Source organism: Ideonella benzenivorans, from assembly GCF_020387415.1.
GTDB classification, from domain to species: domain Bacteria; phylum Pseudomonadota; class Gammaproteobacteria; order Burkholderiales; family Burkholderiaceae_C; genus Ideonella; species Ideonella benzenivorans.
In genome coordinates this window covers 372,975-395,562 of the sequence record NZ_JAGWCB010000020.1, presented here as the reverse complement: position 1 = coordinate 395,562, position 22,588 = coordinate 372,975, and the positions used below count along the sequence as shown (strand labels likewise).

Here is a 22,588-nt window from a genome sequence, read left to right as displayed (position 1 = left end):
ACAGGCTCCTGCGCAGCGGCTCAGGAGGTTCTGGCCTCATGCGCCTACGAGGACACCTGCAGTTCCGAGATGACCCTGTATCTGCCTGCTGCGGCACGAGACCGGCTGGTCACGCTGGAAAAGGCTGGTGGTTTCAGCCGCGAGGCGTTCGACCGCTACTGCGAGCAGGCTTGCCGCCACAAGTCACCCCAGGTCGACCCGGCGGCTTTTGCCAGTGAGGTCTGCCCAGGGACTTCGGCCACGCCCGCCAACAAGGAAGCCGGCGCTTCCTCGTCCTCCCTGAAGTTCCAGGTGGGCAAGTTGATGCTGGACATGGCGCCCGTGGAACTCGCCAAGGTGAAGGACGCGCTGGGCGCCCCCTTGAAGTCCGAGCCATCGCCCTACCAATGCGACAGCGCCTATGAGTCGGAGGGCACCCGCCTGCTCACCTTCCGCGGTGCTGTCTTCGAGTCGGACGGCAAGACCGCCGTGCTGCGGCAACTGCTGGCCAACGGGTCTGCAGACGTTCAATGGAACGGCCTGCCCGGCGCCTGGGCCGACCTGACGCCGGAGAAGCTCCAGGCGCTGGCGGGCATCGAAAAGCTTCGAGTCGACGACCACACGCTGCGTCTGGCACCCGCCCCCGGTGCCTCCTTGGAGACAGGCTGGGATTTCCGTTTCAAGGGCGGACGTCTGACCTCCATCGACCACTGGATCGGTTGCTGATCGCCCAACCCCTCCAGCAGCGGATTCACAGGCATTGGCAAGGACTTAGCACTCCCTTCCCGTGAGTGCTAGTATTTGGGAACTTCCCTGGCTTCTCGGGGTCTCAACGACCATGAACATGACGAACACCACCACCAACGCTCTCGCTCTGCGTGACCCGTGGGCTCTGGTGCCGCCCATCGGCAATCTGGACGCCTACATCACGGCGGTCAACCAGATTCCGATGCTCACGGCCGAGGAGGAATCCCGCTTGGCCCGTGAGTTGCAGCAGGATGGCGATGTCCAGGCTGCCGGTCGGCTGGTGCTGTCGCACCTGCGGTTGGTTGTCTCCGTCTCCCGCCAGTACCTGGGTTACGGCCTGCCGCAGGGCGACCTGATCCAGGAGGGCAATGTCGGCCTGATGAAGGCCGTCAAGCGCTTCGACCCTGATCAGGGCGTGCGCTTGGTGTCCTATGCCCTGCACTGGATCAAGGCCGAGATCCACGAGTACATCCTGAAGAACTGGCGCATGGTCAAGGTGGCCACCACCAAGGCCCAGCGCAAGCTCTTCTTCAACCTGCGCTCGATGAAGCAGGGGTTGAAGGACCAAGCCGGTGACCATGAGACTTTCCGCAACACGCTGACGCCCGATGAGGTGGATGTGATGGCGCGGGAGCTGAATGTCAAGCCGGAGGAAGTGGTCGAGATGGAGACCCGGCTGTCCGGCGGTGACGTGGCCCTGGAGCCGCAGACCGAGGACGGCGAGGAGAGCTACGCCCCGATCGCCTACCTGGCCGACGACAGCCAGGAACCCACCCGGGTGCTGGAAGGTCGCAGCCGCGACCTGATGAGCTCCCATGGCATTCAGCACGCGCTGGACAAGCTGGACGACCGCAGCCGCCGCATCGTCGAGGAACGCTGGCTGAAGGTGAACGACGACGCCAGCGGCGGCATGACCCTGCACGAGCTGGCCGCCGAGTACGGCGTCAGCGCCGAGCGCATCCGCCAGATCGAGGTGGCCGCGCTGAAGAAGATGCGCAAGGCGCTGGAAACGGCCTGACGCCCACAGGGCCGGCCCTGTCCGTCGGCCTCCTTCAGCAAAAACGGCTTCCCGCGGGGAGCCGTTTGCTTTCATGCCGCGTCGTCGCCGTTTCAGGCGGCAGCCTTCTCCGCCAGCAGGATCTTCAGGTCTGCGGCCAGGGCCTCCGGACCTGCGCCGTAGCGACTGAACACCCGCACCCGGCCCGCCCGGTCGAAGAGGTAGGAGCCGGCGGTGTGGTCTACCGTGTAGGTCGACGGCGTCTTGCCGGGCACCTTGGCGTAGAAGATCTTGAATTCCTTGGCGGCGGCGGCGGTTTCCTCCGGCGTGCCGTGCAGGGCCAGGAAGTCGCTGCCGCCGAAACTGCCCATGTAGGCCTTCAGGATCTCCGGTGTGTCGCGCTCCGGGTCCACGGTGACGAAGATGCTCTGCACGTCCTTGCCAGCATCGCCCAGTTGCTGCTTGACGGCCGACAGTTCGGCCAGCGTGGTGGGGCACACATCGGGGCACTGCACATAACCGAAGAACACCACCACGACCTTGCCCTTGAAATCGGCCAGGGTGCGCGGCTGGCCGTTCATGTCGGTCAGGTGCAACTCGCGCGCGTAGGTGGCCCCGGTGATGTCGATGCCCTTGAAGGGAGCATGGGCCGGCACGTCGCCGCTCTTGAAGACCTGCCCGTCGCAGGCGGCCAGGGTGGTGAGCGTGGAGAGGGAGGCCAGGAGCGCGTGACGGCGGGACAGGGTCATGATCGGATCAGGAAGGCCCCAGCCAGGGGCTGATGTAGTGGTCCAGCAGCAGGGCCGCGAACAGCAGCGACAGGTACAGGATCGAGAACCAGAAGGTGCGGCGGGCCAGCGCCTCGCTGTACTGCCGCCAGAGCCTGAAACCATACACCATGAAGCACAACCCCAACGTGATCGCGCTCACGAGGTAGATCCAGCCGCTCATGCCGTAGATGAAGGGCATCAGCGTGCCCGCCAGCAGCACCACGGTGTAGAGGAAGATGTGCAGGCGGGTCAGCTCAGGCCCGTGGGTGACCGGCAGCATGGGCAGGCCGGCCCGGCGGTAGTCCTCCATCCGGTACAGGGCCAGGGACCAGAAGTGCGGCGGCGTCCAGAGGAAGATGATCAGGCACAGCAGCCAGGCCTCGGGGCCGACATCGCCCCGCACCGCGGCCCAACCCAGCACCGGCGGCATGGCCCCGGAGGCCCCGCCGATCACGATGTTCTGAGGGGTGCGCGGCTTGAGCCAGAGGGTGTAGACGACCGCGTAGCCGACAAAGGTGGCCAGGGTCAGCACCAGGGTCAGCGCATTGACCCACACCAGCAGCACCCCGCCGCCCAGGGCACACAGGGTCAGCGAGAAGACCAGCGTTTCCCGCGGCGACAGCTCGCCCCGGGCCGTGGGGCGCCAGGCGGTGCGCTGCATGCGGCGATCCAGCTCGCGCTCTACCAGGCAGTTGAAGGCCGCCGCCGCGCTGGCCACCCACCAGATGCCCGCCGTGCCGGCCAGCAGCACCTGCCAGTCCGGCCAGCCCGGGCTGGCCAGCAGCATGCCGATGACGGCGCAAAACACGATGAGCTGGACCACGCGCGGCTTGGTCAGCGCATGGAACTGTCGCCACTTGTGGCGCCAGCGGCCCCAAACGGACGGTGCGGCGAGGAGCTGTGTGTTCGTGTTCATGGCAGCACCACCTGTTGCTGTGCCCGCCAGGCTGGCTTGGCAACTGCCTGCGGGACGGTGATGGAACGCGGCTCGCGGCGTGCCAGCAGGCCCACCAGCGTGGCCACCAGGGCGGCAGCGCCCACCGAATGGAGCAGCGCCCCCGCCAGAGGCCACTGCAGCACCACGTTGCCGATGCCGGTCAGAGCCTGCAGGGCCAGCAGGCCGGCCAGCATGGCCGCGCCACGGTGATAAGCCGCCCCCCGGCGCCACAAGGCCACAGCCAGCGCCGTGATGGCCAGGGCCACCATCGCGGCCATCAGCCGGTGGGCCCAGTGGATGGCCACCAGCGCCTCCCAGCCCAGGTAGCCGCCATGGTGGGCCCGGCCCAGCTCACGCAGCAGGGTGAAGCCCTGGGCAAAGTCGGCCAGCGGCCACCACTGGCCATTGCAGCTGGGAAAGCCCTGGCAGGCGAGCACAGCGTAGTTGCTGCTCACCCAGCCGCCCAGGGTCACCTGGGTCAGCACCAGGGCCAGCACGCCCCCCACCGCCGTGCGCAGGCCCCGCCCCAGGGCCAGGGCTTGGTTCTGGTAGGCCCGGTGCTGGATCATCAGCAGGGCCAGCAGCAACTGCGCTCCGAGCAGGTGGGCGGTCACGATGGCCGGATAGAGCTTCCAGGTGACGGTGTAGCGGCCGAACAGGCCCTGCACGATGACCCAGCCCAGCGTGAGCAGCGGCCACAGCCAGCAGTGCGGCAGCTCGCGCCGCCAGCGCAAACTGGCCACGGCCAGGGTCAAGATCAGGCCCCCCAGCACCATGGCCAGGTAGCGGTGGGTCATCTCCACCCAGGCCTTGGACCAGGTGACGGGACCGCTGGGCAGGGCCTGCTGGGCGGCGTGAATGGCGTCACGCGCCGCCAACGGGCTGGCCTCGCCGTAGCAGCCCGGCCAATCGGGGCAGCCCAGGCCGGAATCGGTCAGGCGGGTGAAGGCGCCAAAGGCGATCAGGTCCACCGTCAGGAACAGAGCCAGCGTGGTGAGCGCCGCCAGGCGTTGACGGCGGCTGGCCCCCCGCCAGCGCCAGGCCAGGCCCAGCAGGATCAGCAGCGTCACGCTGCCGGAGCCGGCCAGCAGGGCCAGGGCCGGGCTCCAGTCCACGGGCGTCGCGTTCATCATGGCCCCACCTCCCGCCCCGGACGGTCCCAGAAGGCCGACGCCCTCAGGAGCCGCTCCAGGTCTTTGTGAAAGCGCTTGGGTTCGGGCTGCGACGGGGTGCGCATCATCCACTCCCCCATCGGGTCCACCACGTACAGGTGCTCGTTCAGCGCATGGCCGGGTGTGGGCTGCAGCCACTGCGCCAAGGCCTGGGGCGGCACGCGCAGCACCCAGGTGCCGGGGGTCAGCGCCTGCAAGACCTCGGGCCGCACCGGGGCGTCGTCGGGCACCAGCCACAGGTTGTCCACCCGGTCGCGTTCGCGGCCCAGCATCTCACGCAGTTGACGCTGCTCGAACAGCATGCGCTCGCAAGCCGTATCGCAGGCGCCCCCGGCCACCACCGTCAGCAGCCACTGCCGCTTGAGCGCCGCGGGCGTCACGCTGCGGCCGTCCAGGGTTTGCAGGGGCAGGTCGGCCGGCAGGCCGCGCGAGGGCTGGATCAGCTCGGCGTAGTTGCTGCGCCCCTGGGGCCGCAGCACGTAATAGGTGAAGTACGACGCCACCACCGGGGCTGCACAGGCCAACACCACCAGCAGCAGCGTGAAGCGCCCGCTCCAACGCGAGCGGACCCCCGGCGCATTGCCGGGCAGGCCATGCACGGTGAGCGTCAGCGGCTCAGGCGATGGGCCGTGCGAGGCGCGGGCGAATGAGCTGGAACCAGACATACAACCCCACGGTGAGCAACGAGAACAGGAACCACTGGACGGCGTAGAGATCGTGCTTGCGCACATCCAGGGCCGGAAGCGGCCAGCGGCGCTGCAGGGTCTGCTCTGCAGCGGCCTCGGGGCCGACGGTCAAGGCCGGCGTGGCCGCGAGCTGCTGCAGGGAATACGGCAGCAGGCGCACATGCCACAGGGCCTCCAGGGCCTCCGGAGTCACGTTCTGCCGGATTGGCCCGGGCGCGTCGGCCCCCAGGGCGGTCAGTGCCGAGGGCCAGGGGGCCACCCGGGCGGGCAGCGTCACCGGCCCCCCGGGCAGCGGCAAGGCAGGCAGCCGGCTGCGGTCCTGCACGTCGCGGGGCACCCAGCCCCGCTGCACCAGCACCACGGCGCCATGGCCCAGATCCAGGGGCGACAGCACAAAGAAGCCGGGCCGGCCATCCATCTGCCGGTTGTCCAGGAACACCGGCGCCACGGGCAGCCAGTGCCCCTGGGCCTGCACCCGCCGGTACCCCTGCCCCTGGGCCGCCAGCGCCGTGCGCGCCAAGGCGGCCGCGGCCAGCACCGGCGCCTGGGCGCGCTCGGTCATCTCGGCCTGCAGCGCCCGCTTCTCCTCGCCGCGGTGCATCTGCCACAGCCCCAGGCGGGCGGTCAGCGCGGCCACGGCCAGGGCCGCGAGCAGCGCTCCCCAGCGCCGCGCCGGGGTGTCCCTCCGGGCAAGCCCTCCTGCGCCCACCCCGGACTCGGCGCAAGATCGACACGCATGAAGATCCTGATCACCATCACCCTGTTCGCCATCCTGCTCAGCCTGGGCACGGCGGGCGTGCTGATGCTGCGCACCCGGCCGGACGACGACGCCCAGCGCAGCCGCCAGATGGCCCGTGCCCTGGCCTGGCGCATCGGGCTGTCCATCGCCCTGTTCGCCGCCGTGCTGCTGGCCTGGCGCCTGGGTTGGCTCCACCCCACCGGCCTGCCGCTGCCACGCTGAGCCGGGGACCGCCGACACCGCGGTCCCCGGCTGCAGCACACGGGGGGCGCGCATCACCGCCTCACAGCCAGTAGACGACCAGGTACAGGCCCAGCCAGACCACGTCGACAAAGTGCCAGTACCAGGCCACCCCTTCGAAACCAAAGTGGTGGGTGCGGCTGAAGTGGCCCTTCATCAAGCGCCCGGTGATGACCGTCAGCATCAGCGTGCCCAGCAGCACGTGAAAGCCGTGGAAGCCGGTGAGCATGTAGAAGGTGGAGCCGTACACGCCCGAACTCAGCTTGAGGTTGAGCTCCCGATAGGCGTGCAGGTACTCGTAGCCCTGGAAGCCGAGGAAGGTGACGCCCAGGGCCACGGTCAGCCACATCCAGCGCACACAGGCGGCGCGCCGGTCCCCCAGCAGCGCATGGTGGGCCAGCGTGATCGTCAGGCCCGAGCTCAGCAGCAGCGCGGTGTTCAGCGTCGGGATCGGCCAGGGCCCCATGGTCTCGAAAGGCGCCACCGTGCCGGCCGGTGAACCCGTGGCCCCCGCCTTGTCACTGGGCCAGACGCCCTCGAAGCCCGGCCAGAGCAGCTGGTTGTCCGGCGACCCGAGGTTGGGCACCGCATGGGCCCGGGTCCAGAACAGGGCCGCGAAGAATGCGGCGAAGAACATCACCTCGGAGAAGATGAACCAACCCATGCTCCAGCGAAACGAGGCGTCGATGCGCCGGGAGTACTGGCCCGTCTCGTTCTCTCGGATGGCGTCGCCAAACCACTGGAACAGCACACTGAACACCACCAGCAGGCCGGCCAGCACGGCGTAGCGGCCCCAGGCCTGCTCGTTCACCCATTGGCTGGCGCCCAGCGCGACCAGGAACAGCCCCAGTGCGGCCAGCGCGGGATGGCGCGACGGCGGCGGCACGAAGTAGTGCGGCGTGCCACGAGAGTCGTTCACTGCGGACATCGTCAGGTCTCCTCGTTGCGATCTCAGTGGGTCGCCTCGCTGCCCACCACCCAAGACACCAGCAGCACCAGCGCCAGCACGAACAGCACCGCACCGATCAGCCCTGCCGCAATGACATGCACCGGCCGGGTGTGCCGGATGTCCAGCGCCTGGTCGGCCCGACGGCGCACGCCAAAGAATGACCAGGCCACCAGCCGCACCGTCTGCCAGAACGAGCTGCCGGGCGGGGCGTTCATGTGCCGCTCCCCGGCGCCGGACGCACCTTGCCGCCCACCTCGAAGAAGGTGTAGGACAGCGTGATCGTGTTCACCTCGCGTGGCAGACGCGGATCCAGGTAGAAGACCACCGGCCAGCGGCGTGTCTCGCCCGGCTTGAGCGTGTACTCGTTGAAGCAGAAGCACTGCAGCTTCTCGAAGTAGCGGTCGGCCACCTGGGGTGCGTAGTTGGCGATGGCCTGGGCGGCCAGCGTGCGGGGTTGGGTGTTGGTGAACTCGTACATCACCGTGGTCAGCTGGCCCGGATGGACATCCAGCGAGCGCACCTCGGGCCGGAAGGCCCACAGCCCCTGCACATTGGCGTCGAACTCGACCGTCACGGTGCGCCCCAGGTCCACCTGGGTGTTGGCCGGCACGGCCTGCACCACCTCGCCGCCGCGCTCCGCCAGCGACAGCACGTTGATGCCGAGCGCCGTGCAGATGTGCCGGTACATGGGCACCAGCGCATAGCCGAAACCGAACATCACCGTCGCGATGGCCAGCAGCTTGCCGAACATCACCCACTGGTCGCGGCGGAAAGGGACGGACACCGGCATGGTCGGCTCCCGGGGCGTCAGGCGCTCAGCCAGACGATCTTGACCACGAAGGCCAGGCCGATCCCGACGGCCAGCGCCGCCAGGGTCCAAGCCAGGCGCAGGTTGGCGCGGCGCTGAGTGGTGGACAGTGTGGCCATGGTGTGCTCCTCAGCCGACGATGCGGGTGGCGGTCTCGTCCAGTTGCGGCGGTGTCTCGAAGGTGTGGTGCGGCGCCGGCGACGGCACCTCCCACTCCAGGCCCTCGGCGCCTTCCCAGGGCTTGGCAGGCGCCGGCTCGCCCCGGCCGCGCATCATCGGCAACACGGTGGCCAGGAAGAAATACACCTGCATGAAACCAAAGCCGAAGGCGCCGATCGAGGCGACCTCGTTGAAGTCGGCGAACTGCATCGGATAGTCCGCGTAACGGCGGGGCATGCCGGCCAGCCCCAGGAAGTGCATCGGGAAGAAGGTGATGTTGAAGAAGATCAGCGAGCCCCAGAAATGGATGCGGCCGCGCGTCTCGGAATACATCACCCCCGTCCACTTGGGGGCCCAGTAGTAGTAGCCAGCGAACATCGCGAACAGCGAGCCCGCCACCAGCACGTAGTGGAAGTGGGCCACCACGTAATAGGTGTCCTGCAGCTGCAGGTCCACCGGCGCCATCGACAGGATCAGCCCGGTGAAGCCGCCCATCGAGAAGACGAACAGAAAGCCCACCGCGAACAGCATCGGCGTCTCGAAGGTCATCGAGCCGCGCCACATGGTGGCCACCCAGTTGAAGATCTTCACCCCCGTGGGCACGGCGATCAGCATGGTCGCGTACATGAAGAACAGCTGGCCCGTCACCGGCATGCCGGTGGTGTACATGTGATGGGCCCAGACGACGAAGGACAGGATGGCGATGGAGCCGGTGGCGTACACCATCGAGGTGTAGCCGAACAGCTTCTTGCGGGCGAAGGCCGGGATGATGGCGCTGACGATCCCGAAGGCCGGCAGGATCATGATGTAGACCTCGGGGTGGCCGAAGAACCAGAAGATGTGCTGGTACATCACCGGGTCCCCGCCACCGGCCGGGTTGAAGAAGCTGGTGCCGAAGTGGCGGTCGGTCAGCGTCATCGTGATGGCGCCGGCCAGCACGGGCATCACCGCGATCAGCAGGTAGGCGGTGATCAGCCAGGTCCAGGCAAACAGCGGCATCTTCATCAGCGTCATGCCCGGCGCACGCATGTTCAGCACGGTGACGACGATGTTGATGGCCCCCATGATGGAACTGGCGCCCATGATGTGCATGGCAAAGATGCCGGCATCCATGGCCGGCCCCATTTGCAAGGTCAGCGGCGCATAGAGCGTCCAGCCTGCGGCCGGCGCCCCACCCGGCATGAAGAACGAGGTGACCAGCAGCAGGGACGCCGGGATCAACAGCCAGAAGCTGAAGTTGTTCATCCGCGCGAAGGCCATGTCCGAGGCCCCGATCTGCAGCGGAATCATCCAGTTCGCGAAGCCCACGAAGGCCGGCATGATGGCCCCGAACACCATGATCAGCCCGTGCATGGTGGTGAACTGGTTGAACAGCTCGGGGTTGAAGAATTGCAGCCCCGGCTTGAACAGCTCGGCGCGGATGCACAGCGCCAGCACGCCCCCGATCATCAGCATCGTGAAGCTGAAGAGCAGGTACATCGTGCCGATGTCCTTGTGGTTGGTGGCATAGACCCAGCGGCGCCAGCCGGGCAGCGGGCCATGGGCGGTGTCATGGGCATCGTGGGCCGGCAGGCCATGGGGATCGAGGACTGCGCTCATCGTGGCTCCTGACAGAAGACGGACTCGCGGGACATGAAGAGACTCAGGGCGAGGTGGCCGCCGCCAGCTGCGGCCCGGCCGACGCCGCCGCGGCCATGCGCTCGCGCTCGGCCGCGACCCACTGGGCATAGTCCTCGGCGCTCAGCACCCGCACGTGGATGGGCATGTAGGCGTGCTCCTTGCCGCACAGCTCGGCGCACTGCCCATAGAAGTCACCGGTGCGTTCGGCGCGGAACCAGGTGTCGCGCACAAAGCCCGGAATGGCGTCCTGCTTCACGCCAAAGGCCGGGATCATCCAGGAATGGATGACGTCGCTGGCGGTGGTGATCAGGCGCACCTTCTGCCCCACCGGCACCACCATCGGGTGGTCCACCTTCAGCAGGTAGTCGTTGCCCGAAGGCTTGCCTTCATCGGACATCTGGCGCTGCGCCGGGTCCAGCATCGACAGGAAGTGGATGCCCTCCCCCGGTCCGCGCAGGTACTCGTAACCCCATTTCCACTGGTAGCCGGTGACCTTGATCGTCAGGTCCGCGTAGCGCGTGTCCTTCTGTGCAATGACGGTCTTGGTGGCCGCAAAGCCCATGCCGACAACGATCAGGAAGGGCACCACCGTCCAGGCGATCTCGACCTTCGTGCTCTCATGGAAATGGGCCGGCTGCGCGCCCAGCGATTTGCGGTGCCGCAGGATGGAATAGAACATCACCCCGAACACGCCGACGAAAATCACCAGGCAGACGATCAGCAGCCCGTAGTGCAGCACCTGCACGTCCTCGGCGATGCGCGTGGCCGGTGGCGCCAGGTCCATCTGGCGCACGGCCGGCCCGCCGGGCAGGCTCTGTACCGGCCCATCGGCCGCCCAGGCCCCGTGGCTTCCCCACATTGCGAGGGCGGCTGTGGTGCGCCCTGTCCATCCCGCGGTCCTGCCCAGCATGCTGTTCATCCCCTTCGCGACGGCTGTCGTGTGGCGTCCACCGGCGACCGGGGTGGCACTGGCACACCCCACGCGACGCCCTCGGCAGACAAGCGCAGCGTAGGACAGGCTCGTCCCGTTCAGGGAGAGCGTTTCCACTCAAACGCGAGAACCGGCGGTGCTGCTAGGGCTTGATCCAGATCGATCCGGACCGCCGCGTCACGTCATGGAAAACACCATGACGCGTTGGGCTTCACTCCGACGACTCAGTCAGTGAGCCTCCCGATGAAGCATCGGGCCAACCCCAGTGCCTCAGTGCCTCAGTGCCTCAGTGCCGGGGCGAGGGCGCGCGCAACATGCGCCGCATGGTCGCCAGGTCCACCGCGGTCTCGGTGCTGACGGCCGGTCCACGGTCTGGCGCCTGAAAGGCGTGGCCATAGACCAGCTCCAGCGTCAGCGCGATGCGCCCCTGCGCATCGGCCCGCTCGCGCCAGGCCTGCAGCAACCGCTCGCGCCAGCGCCGCGTGCGCAGGCCCGGGTGACGGGCAGGCGAGAAGTTGCCGCCCCAGCCGTGCAGCTCGGCCAGCAACTGTTCGGCGCTGCCGTAGGTCAGGGTCAGCGTCTCCTGGTCGGTCACCGGGTCGGCCAGGCCGGCCTGCACCATCATGTCACCCAGGTCGTGCATGTCCACGAAGGGCACATGCGCCGGCCCCCAGCCCGCCGCCTCGTACAGCGCCCGCAGCTCGGCCAGCGAGCCTGGCCCCAAGGTCGAGAACATCACGAAACCATCGGGTTGCAGGGCACGCCGCCAGGCGGCCAGCACGGCCGGCGGGTCGTTCTCGAAATGCAGCGCCATGTTGGACCACACCAGCCCGGCCGAGGCCGCCGGCACGGTGTCGGGCACCACCGCCTGGATGCGCGAGCGGGCCTCCTGCCAGCGCCGCCACCAGGAACTGGCCGCAGCAGCCGGTTCGGTCCTCACCTGCCGCACCGTGGCCTGGGGATAGGCGCTCAGCAGTGCTTCGGCCGGCGCGCCGGCATCCAGCGACCAGTCCAGCACCTGGGCCGGCTTCAAGCGAATCATCGGCAGCCGCTCGGCCATGCGTCGGGCCACTTCCTGGTGCAACCAGGAGGGCGCTTCAGCCGCCTGCAGGCGCCGCCGGGCGCGCAGCACGGCGGCGGGATCGAGCCGGGACAGAGAGACTTCGGAACGCACAGGCTCGGTCATGGCCGGCAGTATATTGAGCCGATGGTCTCTTCGCCGTCCGCCCTCGCCAAGTCCGTGGCCCATGCGGGGTCGGCGCTGGCCCGCCACTGGCCGGCGCCTTGCGCTGTCTGTGGCAGCTGGGTGGCCGGCGGGCTGTGCACGGCCTGCCAGACCCGCTTCATCCCGCCGCGCCTGCGCTGCCGGTGCTGTGGCCTGGGGCTGACGGCCCCAGCCGAGGTCTGCGGCAGTTGCCTGCGCCAGCCGCCCCCGATGGCCCGCACCCAGGTGGCGCTGGACTATGCCTTTCCATGGGACCGGCTGATCACGGCCTTCAAGTTCGGCCAGCGGCCGGAACTGGCCGGCGTGCTGGCCCCGCTGCTGGCGGGCTCCCTGCGCGCCAGCGCCGCCACCCGGCCGGATGTGGTGCTGCCGGTGCCCCTCGCCCCGGCTCGCCTGCGCGAGCGCGGCTACAACCAGGCCTGGGAACTGGCCCGGCGCGTGGCCCGCGCGCTGGACTGCCCCGCCTGGCCCACCGGGCTGCAGCGCTGGCGCGACACCGCCGCCCAGACCCGGCTGGACGCGGCCGAGCGGCAGGCCAACCTGCGCGACGCCTTCCTGCCCGACCCGACGCTGCCGCAGCGCCTGGCCGGTCGGCATGTGGCCCTGGTGGACGATGTGATGACCACCGGCGCCACCGTGTCGGCCGCAGCCGAACTGCTGCACCGCTGTGGCGTGGCGGAGGTGAGCGTCTGGGTGCTGGCCCGCACGCCGCGGCCGGCCGAGGAGCTTCCGTCTGGCTGAGGGATCGGCGGACGGCGCGACAATCGCGCCATGTTCCGCATCGTGCTCGTCCACCCCGAAATCCCGCCCAACACCGGCAACGTGATCCGCCTGGCCGCCAACACCGGCTGCGCGCTGCACCTGATCGAGCCGCTGGGCTTCGACATGGAAGACCGGCTGCTGCGCCGGGCCGGGCTGGATTACCACGAGTACGCCACCGTGAAACGCCACGCCTCGTGGGAGGCTTTCCTGGCCGAGGAGCGTCCCGACCCCGGCCGCTGCTTCGCCTTCACCACCCATGCCAGCCGCCGGCCGCACGAGGTGTCCTGGCAGGCCGGGGACACCCTGGTCTTCGGACAGGAGACGGCCGGCCTGCCGGTCGCGCTGCGGGAGGGTTTTCCGGCTGAGCAGCGCCTGCGGCTGCCGATGCGGCCCGGCCAGCGCAGCCTCAACCTCAGCAACGCGGTCGCGGTGGCGGTGTTCGAAGCGTGGCGGCAGTGTGGTTTCGAGGGCGCGGCCGACTGAACGGCGGCCCACCGGGCCTCAGAAGCCTTCGGCTTCCATCCGGGCGTCGCGCTGCATCAGGCGGTGCACCGCCTCCAGCGGCTGCAAATGCCCCTGCAGCACGTCGTTGACGGCCTCGGCCAGCGGCATTTCCACGCCCAGCGCGCGGGCCCGCGCCACCACCGTGGCGGCGCTGTAGACGCCTTCGGCCACATGGCCCAGCCGGGCCAGCGCCTGTTCCAGCGTCAGCCCCTCGGCCAGCGCCAGCCCCACCTGGCGGTTGCGCGACAAATGGCCGGTGGCCGTCAGCACCAGATCGCCCAGGCCGGTCAGGCCCATGAAGGTCTCGGCCTGCGCGCCCATGGCCACGCCCAGCCGGGTCATCTCGGCCAGCCCGCGGGTGATCAGCGCGGCCCGGGCGTTCAACCCCAGTGACATGCCGTCGGCGATGCCGGTGGCGATCGCCAGCACGTTCTTGACGGCCCCGCCGACCTCCACGCCCACCGGATCGGTGGACATGTAGACCCGCAGCGTGCCGCTGTGGAAGGCCTGCACCGCCAGATGGGGCAGCTCGGCATCCATGCTGGCCGCCACCAGCGCGGTGGGCTGGCCAGCGGCCACTTCCTGCGCGAAGGACGGGCCGGACAGCACGCCACACTGCGCCTTGGGCTGCACCTCCCGGGCGATCTGGTGCCCCAGCCGCCCGGTACCGGCTTCAAAGCCCTTGCACAGCCACAGCACCCGCGCGTCGTGCGGCAGCTGCGCCAAGGTGGCCCGCAGTGCCGCCATCGGGGTGGCGATCACATACAGGCCATCGCCCTGCCCGGCCGCCAGGGCCTCGCCCCAATCGGCCGTGGGCTGCAAGGCGTCCGGGAAGGCATGCCGCGGCAGGTAGCGCGTGTTGCAGCGCTCGGCCGCCATGGCCTGGGCCTGGGCCGCATTCCGCGCCCACAGCGTCACCGCGTGGTGGCGTGCCGCGGCAATCGCCAGCGCGGTGCCCCAGGCGCCAGCCCCCAGTACCGAAATGCGCATGCCCTTGCTCAGCGGGAGTCAGCGGCTCAGTTGGGCGCGCCTTCGCCGCCCGCCGCCTGGGCCTGCTGGGCTTCCAGCATGGCCTGGAAGTTCACTTCCGGCAGCAGGATGGGCGGGAAGCCGGCACGGATGCAGACATCCGACACGATGGCGCGCAGGTAGGGGTGCAGGGTCTGCGGGCAGGCCACGCCGACCAGCAGCTGCAGCTGGTCCTGCGGCACGTTGCGGATCTCGAAGATGCCGGCCTGCTTGGCCTCGACCAGGAACAGCGCGCGGTCGCCCACGGTGGTCGTCACGGTGGCCGTCACGGTCACTTCATAGACGCCTTCGGCGATCGGCTCGGCGCCCATGTTGAGCTGGATGTCGACCTGCGGCTGCTGTTGTTCCAGCAGGATCTGCGGCGAGTTCGGTTGCTCCAGCGACAGGTCCTTCAGGTAGACGCGCTGCAGCTGGAACACGGGGTTCTGATCTTGATCGGCCATGGGTGTCTTTCAGAGAAACCGGGCCCGCCACCGGGATGGGGGCAGGCCCTGTGGCCGCAGATTATGGCGCAGGGGCATGGCGCCCCCGTGACCCGGCTCAGGCGCTCTGCAACAGCGGCATCAGGCCGCCGCGCTGGTCCAACGCCATCAGGTCGTCGCAGCCGCCAACATGGGTCTCGCCGATGAAGATCTGTGGCACGGTGCGACGGCCGGTGCGGGCCATCATGGCCTCACGCTGGGCCGGGTCCAGATCGACCCGGACCTCCTCGATCGCCTCGACACCACGCTGCTTGAGCAACGCCTTGGCGCGCAGGCAGTAGGGGCAGACCTGGGTGGTGTACATCAGCACCTTGTTCATGGCGAACTCGCTCCTTCGCATCGGACAGGCGCCAATTGTCGGCTCGCGCCCAAAGGCCTGCCGGCTCAGGGGCTCTTACCCCAGCCCGTACCCGGCCAGGCCCCCAAGGCTCACTTGCCCTTGGCGCCGGCCTCGACCGGCAGGCCGGCTTCGCGCCAGGCCTTCATGCCGCCACGCAGCACCTGGGCCTGGGCATAGCCCTTCTTGCGCAGCAGGGCCGCGGCCCGGGTGGCGCGCATGCCCGAGGCACACACCACGATCACCGGCTGCTCCTTGTTGGCCGGCAGGTTCTGGGCCGCGTCCAGCGTGCCCAGCGGAATGCTGCGCGAGCCCACCACATGGCCGGCGGCGAACTCGCCGGGCTCGCAGACGTCGATCACGGCCGCCTTCTCGCGGTTCATCAACCGCACCGCTTCGTCGGGGCTGACGCCGGCGCCGGAGCCGCCGGCCAGCGACTGGCGCAGCAGCATGCCGCCGGACACGGCCGCTGCCGCCACCAGCACCCAGTTGTCGATCAGGAATTGCACGTTGCTGCTCATGGGAGAGGATTCCAAGGGTCTGTGAAAAAGCCGGCGGATTATAGAATTGAGGGCTTTTTCCCCAGCGCCCGCCCGCTGCAGGCCGCTGTCTTGAACCCCAAACCGCGCTGCCGCCGCGCAGCCCTGAAGGCCATGTACAAGCTCGTGCTGATCCGCCACGGCGAATCGACCTGGAACCTGGAAAACCGCTTCACCGGCTGGACCGATGTGGAGCTGACCCCCACCGGCATCGCCCAGGCGATGGCCGCCGGCAAGCTGCTGAAGGCCGAGGGCTACGACTTCGACATCGCCTTCACCTCGGTGCTCAAGCGCGCGATCCACACGCTGAACTACTGCCTGGAAGAAATGGACCGCATCTGGCTGCCGGTGGTCAAGGACTGGCGCCTGAACGAGCGCCACTACGGCGGCCTGCAGGGCCTGAACAAGGGCGACATGGCCAAGCAGTACGGTGACGAGCAGGTGCTGATCTGGCGCCGCAGCTACGACGTGCCGCCGCCCGCCCTGGAGGCCGACGACCCGCGCGGGCAGCGCCAGGACCCGCGCTACGCCAAGCTGCAGCCCGAGCAGGTGCCGCTGACCGAATGCCTGAAGGACACGGTGGCCCGCGTGCTGCCCTGCTGGAACGAGCTGCTGGCCCCGACGATCCAAAGTGGCCAGCGCGTGGTCATCTCGGCGCACGGCAATTCGATCCGCGCGCTGGTGAAGTACCTGGACGGCATCAGCGACCAGGACATCGTCGGCGTGAACATCCCCAACGGCATTCCGCTGGTCTATGAGCTGGACGCGGACCTGAAGCCGATCCGCCACTACTACCTGTGCGACGCCGAAGCCGCGGCGAAGGCCGCCGCCGCGGTGGCCAGCCAGGGCAAGGCCTGAGCGCCCCTTGGAACCACGCCGATCAGGCCGGGACGGCCTGATCGAGCTGGGCCTGGATCTGCGCGTGCAGATGCTCGCCCAGCGCCCGCCGGTCCGCATGGGTGCTGCCCACGGCCGGCAGGAAGGTCACATGCACCGTCAGCCCCCGCGCGCTGACGATGCGCCAGATGCTGCCGATCAAGGTGGCGTCGCCAATGTAGGGCGCCGTGCTGCCGAAGGCCTGGCCCGGCTCGCTGTAGCGCAGCACGATGGGCTGGATCGGCTTTTCAACCGCAATCGCCGCCTGCAGCAGGTTGGCATGGAAGGGCAGCAGCAGCGGCCCCGCGCCGGTGGTGCCCTCCGGGAACACGGCCACCGAATCCCCCTGACGCAGCGCCTCGGCCATCTGGTGCACCACCCGCAGCGCATCGCGTTTGCGCTCACGCTCGATGAACAGCGTGCCCACATGGCGAATCAGCCAGCCCAGCAGCGGCCAGCGCTGCACGTCCGCCTTCGAGACGAAGCGGGCCTGCGGACAGGCCGCGTGGATGCTGGCGATGTCCAGCCAGGACACATGGTTGGCGATGAACAGCGTGGCGCCAGCGCGCGGCCCGCCCTGCAGCTCCAACCGCGCGCCGATCAGGCGGATCAGCTTGGCGCTCCACCACTGCACATAAGGCTGGCGCCCCCTGGCATCCAGGGTGCGAAAGCGCAGCGCCACCATCGCCATGCCGTGCAGCAAATGCAGCGCCAGCCGCCCCAGACGCCAGAGCGTCAGCGGCAGCCCCAACAAGGAACGCAGCACGGAATCAGCTGGCCTGGTAGGCCACCGTGCCGGCCACCAGCGTGGCGCGCACCCGGCCCGGCAGCGCCATGCCGCTGTGGCTGAACTCGAAGGGCGTGGACTTGCCGCGGCTCTTCAGGATGCCCGGGCTGACCTGCCAGACGGCGCTGGGGTCGAACACGCAGAGGTCGGCCACGCCGCCCTCGACGATCTGCCCGGCGCTGCCGGCCAGCGAGCCCAGCGATTCGCCCAGCACCTGCACCGGCTTGCTGGTGATGCGCGCCAGGGTCTCGGCCAGCGACAGGCCGCTGTCCTGGCCCCATTTGAGCGCCAGGCTCAGCAGCAGTTCCAGGCCAGTGCCACCGGGTTCAGCCTCGGCGAAGGGCACGGTCTTGGCGTCCGAGTCCACCGGGGTGTGGTCAGACACCAGCGCGTCGATGGTGCCGTCGGCCAGGCCGGCGCGCAGTGCGTCGCGGTCGGCCTGCTGACGCAGCACCGGGTTCAGGCGCATGGCCGAGTTGAAGTAGCCGATGTCCACATCGGTCAAATGCAGCGAGTTGATGCTGACATCGGCCGTGACCGGCAGGCCCTCGGCCTTGGCCTGGCGCAGCAGGGCCACGCCGGCCGCGCTGGACAGGCGGCACAGGTGGACCCGGGCGCCGGTGGCGCGCGTCAGCTCGAACAGGGTGTGCAGCGCGATGGTCTCGGCGGCCACCGGCACGCCCGACAGGCCCAGCCGCGTGGCCACCGCCCCACTGGCCGCCACGCCGGAACCCAGGCAGGCGTCCTGCGGCCGCAGCCACACCGGGTAGTGGTGGGTGGAGGCGTATTGCATCGCACGCAGCAACACCATGGTGTCGCGGACCGGCGTTTCCGCCTGCGAAAAGCCCACGCAGCCGGACTCCGTCAGCTCAACCATCTCGGTCAGCGTCTCGCCGGCCAGGCCGCGGGTCAGCGCCCCCAGCGGGAACAAGCGGCACAGGCTCAGCTTGCGGGCGCGGAACTTCAGCATGTCCACCAGACCGGGTTCGTCCAAGGCCGGGTCGGTGTCGGGCGGGCAGACCAAGCTGGTCACGCCCCCGGCGGCCGCGGCGTTGAGCTCGCTCTCCAGCATGCCTTCGTGCTCGTGGCCGGGCTCGCGCAGGCGAGCCGAGAGGTCCACCAGGCCGGGCGACACCACGCAGCCCTCGGCCTCGAGGATGCGGTCGGGCGTGAAGTCGGCGGCGATGCCGCCGATGCTGCGGATGCGGCCCGAGGCCACGGCGATGTCGGCGCGCTCGTCGCGGCCGGTGGCCGGGTTCACCACACGGCCGTTGCGAATCAGGACTTTCATGCTTCGTTCCCCGCGATGATGGACATCGCCGCCATGCGCACAGCGATGCCGAAGGTGACCTGGGGCAGGATCACGCTGTGGGTGCCATCGGCCACCGGCGAGTCGATCTCGACGCCGCGGTTGATCGGGCCCGGGTGCATCACGATGGCATCGGGCTTGGCCAGGGCCAGCTTCTCGTCGGTCAGGCCGTAAGTCTTGAAATATTCGCCGGCGCTGGGCAGCATCGCGCCGCTCATGCGCTCGTTCTGCAGGCGCAGCATGATGATCACGTCGGCGCCGCGGATGCCTTCGGCCAGGTCGCGGCAGACCCGCACCCCCATGCCGGCCAGGTCGCCCGGCACCAGGGTCTTGGGGCCGACGGCGCGGATGTCGGGCACGCCCAGCGTGGTGAGCGCATGGATGTCCGAGCGCGCCACGCGCGAGTGCACGATGTCACCGACGATGGCCACCGACAGGTTGGTGAAGTCCTTCTTGAAGTGGCGGATCGTGTACATGTCCAGCAGCCCCTGGGTGGGGTGGGCATGGCGGCCGTCACCGGCGTTGACCACGTGCACATGCGGCGCGCAGTGCTGGGCGATCAGGTAGGGCGCGCCCGATTCGCTGTGGCGCACCACGAACATGTCGGCGTGCATGGCCGAGAGGTTGGCCACCGTGTCCAGCAGGGTCTCGCCCTTGGCGGTGCTGGACTTGGCGATGTCCAGGTTGACCACGTCGGCCGACAGGCGCTTGGCCGCGATCTCGAAGGTGGTGCGGGTGCGGGTGCTGTTCTCGAAGAACAGGTTGAACACGCTCTTGCCGCGCAGCAGCGGCACCTTCTTGATCTCGCGGTCGTTGACGGACAGGAAGGTCCCGGCCGTGTCCAGGATCTGCGTGATGACGTCCCGGGGCAGGCCCTCGGTGGTCAGCAAGTGGATCAGCTCGCCGTGCTGGTTGAGCTGCGGATTGCGCTTGGAGAGCATTCAGTGCTCCTCTTGGAGGGTGAAGGTGAAGGCGCTGCCGTCGGTGCGGGCCAGCGACAGGCGCTGGGCCGCCGGCAGCGTCACGCGGGCGGCCGCGAACGCCGGCTGAATCGGCAGCTCACGCCCGCCCCGATCCACCAGCACCGCCAGCTGCACGCTGGCGGGCCGGCCGAAGTCGAACAGCTCGTTGATGACCGCGCGGATGGTGCGCCCGGTGTAGAGCACGTCGTCGATCAGCAGGATGTGCCGGCCATCAATGGCGAACGGCAGATGGGTGGCATCGGCGGTGCTGGCCAGGCCGCGCGCACCGAAGTCATCCCGATGCAAGGTGCTGGAGATCACGCCATGCTCGCCGGGCAGGCCCAGGTCGGCCTGCAGGCGCTCGGCCAGCCAAGCCCCTCCGGACCAGATGCCCACCAGCGACAGGTCGGGCTTCAGCAGGCTTTTGACGCCCTGCCGCAGTTCAACGTACAGGGCCTCGGCATCAAGGGACAGGCTGCTCATGGGGTGGGGTGCTCCCGGAAGAACTGGTCAAGAATGAGGGCGGCCGAGGCGGCGTCGGCATCGGCCGCGCCGGCGGCCAGCGCCTCGGTGGTGGTGTAGCGCTCGTCCACCTCGTGCACGGGCAGATGGAAACGCCCATGCAACTGGCGCGCGAACTTGCGTGCCCGGCGGGTGTTGTCATGCTCAGCGCCATCGGGATGGAACGGTACGCCCACCACCAGCGCGTCGGGTTGCCATTGCGCAATCAGGTCGGCGATGGCAGCAAACCGGGCATCGCCCTGGGCCGCCACGGTGCGCAGCGGCTGGCCCTGGCGCATCAGGCTGGAGCCGGTGGCCACCCCCACCCGCTTCTCACCAAAATCAAACGCCAGGAACGACGAGGTGGACGTGCCACCCATGCTCATGCGTGCCCCGCTTCCTGCGAGAGCATGCGCGGATCGATGCCCAGCAGCGCCAGGGCCTGCGCATAGCGCTCGTCCACCGGGGTGTCGAAGATGATGCGCGGATCGGCCTGGACGGTCAGCCAGCCGTTGCGGCCCAGCTCATCCTCCAGCTGCCCCGCCCCCCAGCCGCTGTAGCCCAGGGTGACCAGCACCCGCTTGGGGCCTTCGCCACGGGCGATGGCCTCCAGCACGTCCTTGCTGGTGGTCATGGCCAGGCCTTCGGGCACGGTCAGGGTGGAGTTGTAGGCCTCGGCCTCGTCGGCCGGACCGGCGTCGTGCAGGACAAAGCCCCGCTCGGTCTGCACCGGGCCGCCGAAATACACCGGCTGGCCGGCCAGCGCCGTGTCCTCCAGGCTGAGGTCGATCTTCTCGAACAACTCGCCCAGGTTGATGTCCACCGGCTTGTTCACCACCAGCCCCAGCGCCCCCTGGTCGTTGTGCTCGCACAGGTAGACCACGGCGCCAGCAAAGCGATCGTCCGCCATGCCTGGCATCGCGATCAGGAACTGGTTGGTGAGGTTGATGCCGTCCGCCGCCATGGCGCGCATTCTATTTCAGCCCTCTCGCCTGGCGGACGATTCACCGCGACACTCACGCCATGACGACCCGTTTCGACCGTGCGCTGGTCTGGTTCCGGCGCGATCTGCGTGCCGAGGACCATGCGGCACTCCATGCCGCCTGCCGGGCCGCCCGCCAGGTGTTCTGCCTGTTCGTGTTCGACACCGACATCCTGGCCCCCCTGCCCCGGCAGGACCGGCGGGTGGAGTTCATCCGCGACAGCCTGGCCGACCTGGACGGCCAACTGCGCGCCCTGGGCCTGTCCCATGGGGTGGAGGGCGTGGGGCTGATCGTGCGTCACGGCCCGGCCTGCCAGGTGGTGCCGGCCCTCGCCCGGCAGCTGCGGGTGCAGGCCGTGTTCGCCAACCACGACGACGAACCCGACGCGTTGGCCCGCGACAGTGCCGTGCTGGGCCATCTGGCCGACGAGGACATCTCGTTCTACACCAGCAAGGACCATGTGGTGTGCGAGCGCGCCGAGGTGATGACCGCCAGCGGCACCCCGTTCTCGGTCTTCACGCCCTACAAGAACGCCTGGCTGAAGAAGCTCGACCCCTTCTATCTGAAGCCCTACCCGGTGGCTCGCCACGCTGCGGCGCTGGCGCCCTGGCCCCAGGCCGAGCTGGGGCCGCCGGCCGGGGTGCCGGAGCTGCAGAACATCGATTTCCAGCGCACCGACCTGCACACGCTGCGCCTGCCCTCCGGCACCGCTGGGGCCAAGGAAATGCTGGCCGACTTCCTCGACCGCATCGACGCCTACGACCAGGCGCGGGACTTTCCGGCCGTCAAGGGTCCCAGCTACCTCAGCACCCATCTGCGCTTTGGCACGATCTCGATCCGGCGTTTGGTCCGCGAAGCCTGGCAGCGCATGGCAGGCGGCTCGCGCGGCGCGACGGTCTGGCTCTCGGAACTGATCTGGCGCGACTTCTACCACCAGATCCTGCACCACCACCCGCATGTGGTGGGCCATGCCTTCAAGCGCGAGTACGACGCGCTCCACTGGGCCCACGGCAAGACTGCGGACGCCCATTTCGAGGCCTGGTGCCAGGGCCGGACCGGCTACCCGCTGGTGGATGCGGCGATGCGCCAGCTGGCCCGCACCGGCTACATGCACAACCGGCTGCGCATGGTGAGCGCCAGCTTTCTGGTCAAGGACCTGGGCATCGACTGGCGCCGCGGCGAGGCCTGGTTCGCCCTGCACCTGAACGACTTCGACCTGGCGGCCAACAGCGGCGGCTGGCAGTGGGCCGCCTCCACCGGCTGCGACGCCCAGCCCTGGTTCCGCATCTTCAACCCGGTGACGCAGAGCGAGAAGTTCGACCCCGAGGGCAAATTCATCCGCCGCTACGTGCCCGAACTGGCCGCGTTGCCGGCCAGCGCGCTGCACGCCCCCTGGCTGGCCAAGCCGCTGGAGCTGGCCGAGGCGGGCGTGCGCCTGGGCAGCGACTACCCGCTGCCGCTGGTGGACCATGCCCAGGCCCGCCAGGCCACGCTGGCCCGCTACGGCATGGTGCGCAGCCAGGAACGCACGCCGCCGGCGGTCGACGACTGACGGCGC

General features: G+C 69.2%; 28 protein-coding genes and 1 pseudogene. 7 read left to right on the top strand and 22 right to left on the bottom strand.

Annotated elements, in window-relative coordinates:
• Window positions 1-69: 69 nt before the first annotated feature.
• Entirely contained in the window at window positions 70-705 is a 636-nt protein-coding gene (locus KGA65_RS20605; protein ID WP_225864994.1) for a hypothetical protein, read from the top strand.
• Window positions 706-817: 112 nt separating this feature from the next.
• Window positions 818-1,744 carry an RNA polymerase sigma factor RpoH gene (gene rpoH / locus KGA65_RS20600; protein ID WP_225864993.1) on the top strand — a complete coding sequence of 309 codons (927 nt, stop codon included), beginning with the start codon at window positions 818-820 and terminating at the stop codon, window positions 1,742-1,744.
• A 92-nt stretch (window positions 1,745-1,836) separates the two neighbouring features.
• Here rpoH and KGA65_RS20595 read toward each other — a convergent pair whose 3' ends face one another.
• Genes KGA65_RS20595 through KGA65_RS20575 form a run of 5 tightly spaced genes read right to left on the bottom strand, consistent with a single transcriptional unit; the run spans window position 1,837 to window position 5,925 of the window.
• The gene (locus KGA65_RS20595; RefSeq protein WP_225864992.1) at window positions 1,837-2,472 is read right to left on the bottom strand and encodes an SCO family protein; all 636 of its coding nucleotides are present in this window, start codon (window positions 2,470-2,472) and stop codon (window positions 1,837-1,839) included.
• A gap of 7 nt (window positions 2,473-2,479) precedes the next feature.
• Window positions 2,480-3,409, bottom strand: a complete 930-nt coding sequence (gene cyoE, locus KGA65_RS20590) for a heme o synthase (RefSeq protein WP_225864991.1) — start codon at window positions 3,407-3,409, stop codon at window positions 2,480-2,482.
• Entirely contained in the window at window positions 3,406-4,560 is a 1,155-nt protein-coding gene (locus KGA65_RS20585) for a COX15/CtaA family protein (protein ID WP_225864990.1), read from the bottom strand. Before KGA65_RS20585 ends, cyoE begins: the two co-directional genes overlap by 4 nt.
• Window positions 4,560-5,267 carry an SCO family protein gene (locus tag KGA65_RS20580; protein ID WP_255650686.1) on the bottom strand — a complete coding sequence of 236 codons (708 nt, stop codon included), beginning with the start codon at window positions 5,265-5,267 and terminating at the stop codon, window positions 4,560-4,562. The genes KGA65_RS20585 and KGA65_RS20580 overlap by 1 nt, the downstream gene beginning before the upstream one ends.
• Window positions 5,218-5,925 (bottom strand): SURF1 family protein, encoded by a 708-nt coding sequence (locus KGA65_RS20575; RefSeq protein WP_225864988.1) that lies wholly within the window; start codon window positions 5,923-5,925, stop codon window positions 5,218-5,220. The genes KGA65_RS20580 and KGA65_RS20575 overlap by 50 nt, the downstream gene beginning before the upstream one ends.
• A gap of 99 nt (window positions 5,926-6,024) precedes the next feature.
• On the opposite strand from KGA65_RS20575, the gene KGA65_RS20570 reads away from it, so the two are divergent.
• Window positions 6,025-6,249 carry a DUF2909 domain-containing protein gene (locus KGA65_RS20570; protein WP_225864987.1) on the top strand — a complete coding sequence of 75 codons (225 nt, stop codon included), beginning with the start codon at window positions 6,025-6,027 and terminating at the stop codon, window positions 6,247-6,249.
• A 61-nt stretch (window positions 6,250-6,310) separates the two neighbouring features.
• Here the strand turns inward: KGA65_RS20570 and KGA65_RS20565 are convergent, their stop codons facing one another.
• The 7 genes and pseudogenes from KGA65_RS20565 to KGA65_RS20535 form a co-directional block, all read right to left on the bottom strand.
• On the bottom strand, window positions 6,311-7,195 hold the full coding sequence (locus KGA65_RS20565) for a cytochrome c oxidase subunit 3 (RefSeq protein ID WP_225864986.1): 885 nt from the start codon (window positions 7,193-7,195) through the stop codon (window positions 6,311-6,313).
• 23 nt (window positions 7,196-7,218) lie between these two features.
• Entirely contained in the window at window positions 7,219-7,431 is a 213-nt protein-coding gene (locus tag KGA65_RS20560; RefSeq protein WP_225864985.1) for a DUF2970 domain-containing protein, read from the bottom strand.
• The gene (locus tag KGA65_RS20555) at window positions 7,428-8,006 is read right to left on the bottom strand and encodes a cytochrome c oxidase assembly protein (protein ID WP_225864984.1); all 579 of its coding nucleotides are present in this window, start codon (window positions 8,004-8,006) and stop codon (window positions 7,428-7,430) included. Before KGA65_RS20555 ends, KGA65_RS20560 begins: the two co-directional genes overlap by 4 nt.
• 17 nt (window positions 8,007-8,023) lie before the next feature.
• A complete protein-coding gene (locus KGA65_RS20550) occupies window positions 8,024-8,143 on the bottom strand; it encodes a cytochrome oxidase small assembly protein (protein WP_225864983.1) in 120 nt (39 codons plus the stop codon).
• A 10-nt stretch (window positions 8,144-8,153) separates the two neighbouring features.
• Window positions 8,154-9,782, bottom strand: a complete 1,629-nt coding sequence (ctaD, locus tag KGA65_RS20545) for a cytochrome c oxidase subunit I (RefSeq protein ID WP_225864982.1) — start codon at window positions 9,780-9,782, stop codon at window positions 8,154-8,156.
• Window positions 9,783-9,864: 82 nt separating this feature from the next.
• A pseudogene (gene coxB, locus KGA65_RS20540) lies at window positions 9,865-10,662 on the bottom strand (cytochrome c oxidase subunit II); the annotation flags it as partial.
• A 358-nt stretch (window positions 10,663-11,020) separates the two neighbouring features.
• A complete protein-coding gene (locus tag KGA65_RS20535) occupies window positions 11,021-11,920 on the bottom strand; it encodes a methyltransferase domain-containing protein (protein WP_225864981.1) in 900 nt (299 codons plus the stop codon).
• Between the two features lie 21 nt (window positions 11,921-11,941).
• Between KGA65_RS20535 and KGA65_RS20530 the strand changes: the two genes are divergently transcribed.
• Window positions 11,942-12,700: a ComF family protein gene (locus KGA65_RS20530; RefSeq protein ID WP_225864980.1), complete on the top strand. Its 759-nt coding sequence runs from the start codon at window positions 11,942-11,944 to the stop codon at window positions 12,698-12,700.
• A 30-nt stretch (window positions 12,701-12,730) separates the two neighbouring features.
• Complete coding sequence (locus KGA65_RS20525) at window positions 12,731-13,204, top strand: tRNA (cytidine(34)-2'-O)-methyltransferase (protein ID WP_225864979.1); 474 nt, start codon at window positions 12,731-12,733, stop codon at window positions 13,202-13,204.
• A gap of 18 nt (window positions 13,205-13,222) precedes the next feature.
• On the opposite strand, the gene KGA65_RS20520 is transcribed toward KGA65_RS20525, so the two are convergent.
• The 4 genes from KGA65_RS20520 to KGA65_RS20505 form a co-directional block, all read right to left on the bottom strand.
• Window positions 13,223-14,215: an NAD(P)H-dependent glycerol-3-phosphate dehydrogenase gene (locus KGA65_RS20520; RefSeq protein WP_225864978.1), complete on the bottom strand. Its 993-nt coding sequence runs from the start codon at window positions 14,213-14,215 to the stop codon at window positions 13,223-13,225.
• Window positions 14,216-14,241: 26 nt separating this feature from the next.
• Window positions 14,242-14,697, bottom strand: coding sequence for a protein-export chaperone SecB (secB, locus tag KGA65_RS20515; RefSeq protein WP_225864977.1), 456 nt, complete (start codon window positions 14,695-14,697; stop codon window positions 14,242-14,244).
• A gap of 97 nt (window positions 14,698-14,794) precedes the next feature.
• Window positions 14,795-15,055 carry a glutaredoxin 3 gene (gene grxC / locus KGA65_RS20510; RefSeq protein WP_225864976.1) on the bottom strand — a complete coding sequence of 87 codons (261 nt, stop codon included), beginning with the start codon at window positions 15,053-15,055 and terminating at the stop codon, window positions 14,795-14,797.
• Window positions 15,056-15,165: 110 nt separating this feature from the next.
• Window positions 15,166-15,582, bottom strand: coding sequence for a rhodanese-like domain-containing protein (locus KGA65_RS20505; RefSeq protein ID WP_225865019.1), 417 nt, complete (start codon window positions 15,580-15,582; stop codon window positions 15,166-15,168).
• Between the two features lie 144 nt (window positions 15,583-15,726).
• Between KGA65_RS20505 and gpmA the strand changes: the two genes are divergently transcribed.
• On the top strand, window positions 15,727-16,470 hold the full coding sequence (gpmA, locus tag KGA65_RS20500; RefSeq protein ID WP_225864975.1) for a 2,3-diphosphoglycerate-dependent phosphoglycerate mutase: 744 nt from the start codon (window positions 15,727-15,729) through the stop codon (window positions 16,468-16,470).
• A 22-nt stretch (window positions 16,471-16,492) separates the two neighbouring features.
• Here the strand turns inward: gpmA and KGA65_RS20495 are convergent, their stop codons facing one another.
• Genes KGA65_RS20495 through KGA65_RS20470 form a run of 6 tightly spaced genes read right to left on the bottom strand, consistent with a single transcriptional unit; the run spans window position 16,493 to window position 21,011 of the window.
• Window positions 16,493-17,254, bottom strand: coding sequence for a lysophospholipid acyltransferase family protein (locus tag KGA65_RS20495; protein WP_310740996.1), 762 nt, complete (start codon window positions 17,252-17,254; stop codon window positions 16,493-16,495).
• Window positions 17,255-17,258: 4 nt separating this feature from the next.
• The gene (locus KGA65_RS20490) at window positions 17,259-18,566 is read right to left on the bottom strand and encodes a dihydroorotase (RefSeq protein WP_225864974.1); all 1,308 of its coding nucleotides are present in this window, start codon (window positions 18,564-18,566) and stop codon (window positions 17,259-17,261) included.
• Window positions 18,563-19,525 carry an aspartate carbamoyltransferase catalytic subunit gene (locus KGA65_RS20485; RefSeq protein ID WP_225864973.1) on the bottom strand — a complete coding sequence of 321 codons (963 nt, stop codon included), beginning with the start codon at window positions 19,523-19,525 and terminating at the stop codon, window positions 18,563-18,565. Before KGA65_RS20485 ends, KGA65_RS20490 begins: the two co-directional genes overlap by 4 nt.
• Window positions 19,526-20,029 (bottom strand): bifunctional pyr operon transcriptional regulator/uracil phosphoribosyltransferase PyrR, encoded by a 504-nt coding sequence (gene pyrR, locus KGA65_RS20480; protein WP_225864972.1) that lies wholly within the window; start codon window positions 20,027-20,029, stop codon window positions 19,526-19,528.
• Window positions 20,026-20,433, bottom strand: coding sequence for a Holliday junction resolvase RuvX (gene ruvX, locus KGA65_RS20475; protein ID WP_225864971.1), 408 nt, complete (start codon window positions 20,431-20,433; stop codon window positions 20,026-20,028). The genes pyrR and ruvX overlap by 4 nt, the downstream gene beginning before the upstream one ends.
• A complete protein-coding gene (locus tag KGA65_RS20470) occupies window positions 20,430-21,011 on the bottom strand; it encodes a YqgE/AlgH family protein (protein ID WP_225864970.1) in 582 nt (193 codons plus the stop codon). Before KGA65_RS20470 ends, ruvX begins: the two co-directional genes overlap by 4 nt.
• A gap of 59 nt (window positions 21,012-21,070) precedes the next feature.
• Between KGA65_RS20470 and KGA65_RS20465 the strand changes: the two genes are divergently transcribed.
• The gene (locus tag KGA65_RS20465; RefSeq protein ID WP_225864969.1) at window positions 21,071-22,582 is read left to right on the top strand and encodes a cryptochrome/photolyase family protein; all 1,512 of its coding nucleotides are present in this window, start codon (window positions 21,071-21,073) and stop codon (window positions 22,580-22,582) included.
• Window positions 22,583-22,588: the final 6 nt, after the last annotated feature.